At 65.7% G+C, this 3,798-nt stretch carries 4 protein-coding genes and 1 tRNA gene; 3 read left to right on the top strand and 2 right to left on the bottom strand.

What is annotated here, in order from left to right; all coding sequences use genetic code 11:
- Positions 1-485 precede the first annotated feature (485 nt).
- Entirely contained in the window at positions 486-1,199 is a 714-nt protein-coding gene (locus I71_RS27000; protein ID WP_042701234.1) for a GNAT family N-acetyltransferase, read from the bottom strand.
- A gap of 455 nt (positions 1,200-1,654) precedes the next feature.
- On the opposite strand from I71_RS27000, the gene apaG reads away from it, so the two are divergent.
- The 3 genes from apaG (at position 1,655) to ybaK (ending at position 3,681) form a co-directional block, all read left to right on the top strand.
- On the top strand, positions 1,655-2,047 hold the full coding sequence (apaG, locus tag I71_RS26995; protein WP_042701232.1) for a Co2+/Mg2+ efflux protein ApaG: 393 nt from the start codon (positions 1,655-1,657) through the stop codon (positions 2,045-2,047).
- Positions 2,048-2,478: 431 nt separating this feature from the next.
- Complete coding sequence (gene folE / locus I71_RS26990) at positions 2,479-3,105, top strand: GTP cyclohydrolase I FolE (protein ID WP_199902271.1); 627 nt, start codon at positions 2,479-2,481, stop codon at positions 3,103-3,105.
- Between the two features lie 93 nt (positions 3,106-3,198).
- Complete coding sequence (ybaK, locus tag I71_RS26985; protein WP_199902270.1) at positions 3,199-3,681, top strand: Cys-tRNA(Pro) deacylase; 483 nt, start codon at positions 3,199-3,201, stop codon at positions 3,679-3,681.
- Positions 3,682-3,701: 20 nt separating this feature from the next.
- Here ybaK and I71_RS26980 read toward each other — a convergent pair.
- Positions 3,702-3,778: transfer RNA gene (locus tag I71_RS26980), tRNA-Arg, on the bottom strand.
- Positions 3,779-3,798 lie beyond the last annotated feature (20 nt).

Below are 3,798 nucleotides of genomic sequence, written 5' to 3'. Positions count from 1 at the left end.
GTCGGCCTGGGCGACTCGTCCGGTGACCGACTTGTATCATGCCGACGGCCTCGGCCTCCCCCTTGCCCTGCTTCATCTGGCGCAGCCGGCCCAACCTCGCAGAAGACCTTCTCGGCCACCTTCTCACGGATGTGGCATGCGTACATGATCATCATGTCGGCTGCCCTCCGGTTCGTCTACTGGTTGGTATCCCCCCGTTGCTTTGACGTCCGCCATCGGGGAGGACTCCTACACTTTCATCTGGGAGCCCCGTGTCTTGATGAAGAGCTTTTTGGTCAACCCGCACCCTTCCGCTTGGAACAAAAACGAATAGCGCGCTCACGGTGCTGCGTGGCGCGCGGCACGCCGTCGGTCCGGCGTCGCTCCTGAAAAAGATGGTATCGCGTGCGGGACGAATCGAGTCAATCCCGCTTCGCCCCACACCCGATTGCAAACAGGGTCTTTTGTGCGATCTGGATTATGGTCCGGACCATGGTCCGGACCGGTCACGCCGCCCCGGCCTGCAGGCCGTCGCGCCAGAACCAGTCGGTCCGGCGCACCCGGTCAGTCCAAAGTCGCTCCGCCGCCGTCCGGTTGAACAGGGCGCTGAAAGGGACGGGGGGGTCTCCCGTCAGGACCGGCGCGTTCGCAGCCGGGGCAGCCAGCACCGAACTCATCACAGGGGTGGCGCCGATGGCGATATCCTGCACGTCCGCCTGCTCCGGCTTGCCGATCATGCCGGCGGCACCGGCCAGCGCGCCTTCGACCAGTTCCAGGCCCAGCAGCCGGTTCATGTCGACCGGGCCCGGCATCTGCATGCCCAGCGTCAGGGCACGGGAGAAGCCGAACCGCTCGTAATAGGGGGCGTCGCCGACCAGGATCACCGACTTGTGGCCCAGGGCCACCGCCTTGTTCAGGCTCATCCGGATCATCTTGCTGCCCAGCCCGCTGCCCTGCAGATGGGCCGCCACCGCGATGGGACCGAGCAGGATGGACGGGGTGGCGCCGCCGACCAGGATCGGCCAGTAGCGGATGGTGCCCACCACCACCTCGCGCCCATGCTCGTCATGCTCGACGGCGACGAGGTTCAGGGCGGGAATGGAGTCGACGCCGTCGCGCAGCCGGTAGGCGGTCTTGGTGAAGCGGTCCGGACCGAAGGAGGCGTCCAGCAGGGCTTCGATGGCGGCGGCGTGCTTGGGCTCTTCGACGGTGATGATCATGCGTGGGGCTCCCGGCGGGAAGAAGGTCTTCTCAGAAGGCTTCTGAAGGGCGGATCGCGCCGCCGCCGGAAGGCCGGGGTGTCAGGTCCCCGATGTGCCTTTGGCGTTCGCACGCGACCCAAGGACGGCCGCAACCGCGATGCGCGGTGCGAGGCTCCGTCGTCGGATGCGAAGGGCGTGCGAACGAGACATGGACAAGGCTCTTCGGCCGTTGCTGGGACTTGCGCATATATCATCGTCGCCCCCCGGTCGCAAGACCGTGGAGACCCTGATGCGATGCATGACTGTATCCATCTCAGCGCGTACATGTCGCAGGATTGTCAGGACCGGTTCTGGACAGTGCGGAGGGGGGACTTTATTCTGTCGTCCAGCGCCGCCCGGCTATCCGGAACCCCCAGCCGCCGGCCCGATTTCGGCCGGCGCCGTTCATCGGGCCGTTCATCGGATCGTCCCTCATGTACACCGCCCTTACCCACGACATCCGCGTCACCGTCCAGCCCGTGTTCCTGGAGGACCAGTCCTCGCCGGCCGAGGGGCGCTTCGTCTGGGCCTATCACGTCCGCATCGAGAATGAGGGCAACGAGACGGTTCAGCTGCGCACCCGTCACTGGCGCATCACCGACGCCATGGGCCGCGTGCAGGAGGTGCGGGGCCCCGGCGTCGTCGGCGAACAGCCGGTTCTGGAGCCGGGCGATCACTTCGAGTACACCAGCGGCACCCCGCTCGGCACGCCGTCCGGCATCATGGCCGGCACCTATGGCATGGAAGGACAGGATGGCCGTGCCTTCGACGTGACGATCCCCGCCTTCTCGCTCGACAGCCCGCACCAGCCGATGCAGCTGAACTGATCGGGAAGATCAGGACGTAAACGAATAATACAATAGAATGCATGTGAATAATGGAAGAAACTAACACGCGGATTTGACAATCCGCATGGCTGGCAGTACTTTGTCCATCGCTTGAATGTTATAGGTTGGGCCCTATCTAGGGACTTCCGAATGGCGCCCTGCGACAGAAATCGGGCGGAAACGGAAAGGCAGGCGCCGCCACTCCGTTCAAAGATAGCTCCTTTTCGTCATACGGGCCGTTCGGTTGATCCACCGAGGCATCGGCTCCGTACTGACGCCAGACACGAGTGATGCCAGACACGATGGGCGTGTTGCGCGACAGCCGTTGGTCCGTGTCCGGCGGTTCAGGCAGGGTGTTTCCCAGTTATGGAAAGGATGTTCCCGTGACGGCTACCAAGACCCCGCACGCCAAGCCTCCGGTGGTCGACAACGTGCTTCGCGGCCCCGGCCTGTCCCGGCCGGACGCTGCCGCCCGCCCGTCCCGCGCCGAGGCGGAGGAAGCCGTGCGCACCCTGATCCGCTGGGCCGGCGACGACCCGACGCGCGAAGGGCTGGTCGGCACCCCGGACCGCGTCGTCCGTTCCTACGAGGAATTCTTCGCCGGCTACGGCATCGACCCGGTGGAGATCCTGTCGCGCACCTTCGAGGAGACCGACGGCTACGACGAGATGGTCGTGCTGCGCGACATCCGGGTCGAGTCCTATTGCGAGCACCACATGGTGCCGATCATCGGCAAGGCCCATGTCGCTTATCTGCCGCGCCGCCGCGTCGTCGGCATCTCCAAGCTGGCGCGTCTGGTCGAGGCCTATGGCAAGCGCCTGCAGATTCAGGAGAAGATGACGGCGCAGATCGCCAACACCATCGACGAGGTGCTGCAGCCCGAGGGCGTCGCCGTCGTGGTCGAGGCGCAGCACCAGTGCATGACCACCCGCGGCGTCCACAAGACCGGCGTCACCATGGTGACCAGCCGCATGCTGGGCGCCTTCCGCACCGACCCGTCGACCCGCCGCGAATTCCTGACGATGATCGGCAACCCGTCCTCGCGCGGGATGGACTGAGGATCCTGCTCCTCCCCTTCGGGGAGAGGGCTTTACACCCCTTGCAACGCCTGCCAAGCTCCCGCCGCAAGTTATCAGTGAGCGGTGTGGAGCATGGCGGCGAAGGTGACCCCGGCGGTCAATGCGGCGAAGGCGGCGGGCGTCTCCTTCCGGCTGATGGAGTACGAGTACGACCCGTCGGCCGACGCCATCGGCCTGCACGCGGCCGAATCGCTCGGGCTCGACCCCGCCATCGTCTACAAGACCCTGATCGTCCAGCTGGAGCCCAAGGCGCTGGCCTGCGCCGTCATCCCGGTCGCGGCCAAGCTGGACCTGAAGGCCATCGCCGCGGCGGCGAAGGCGAAGAAGGCCGATCTGGCCGATCCGGCGCTGGCGGAAAAGACCACCGGCTTCCTGGTCGGCGGCATCAGCCCGCTTGGCCAGAAGAAACCGCTGCCGACCTTCATCGACGCGAGCGCCGAAGCGCTGCCGGAAATGGTGGTGAATGGCGGCCGGCGCGGTTTGCAGATCGTGCTGGCGCCCGCCGATCTGGCCAAGGCGACGAAGGCAACGGTCTGCGCCATCGTCGCCCACTGAACCGCGATTTTTTTAGGTGGTGGTGACCCCGGCAGGACTCGAACCTGCTGCCTCAAGTTTAGGAAACTCGCGCTCTATCCTGATGAGCTACGGGGCCACTTGCGCCGCACCTTAACG

This window comes from Azospirillum sp. B506 (assembly GCF_000333595.1).
In the GTDB taxonomy this organism is placed as follows: Bacteria; Pseudomonadota; Alphaproteobacteria; order Azospirillales; family Azospirillaceae; genus Azospirillum.
The sequence above is the reverse complement of the archived record's forward strand: the minus strand, read 5'-3'. Positions and strand labels throughout refer to the sequence as shown.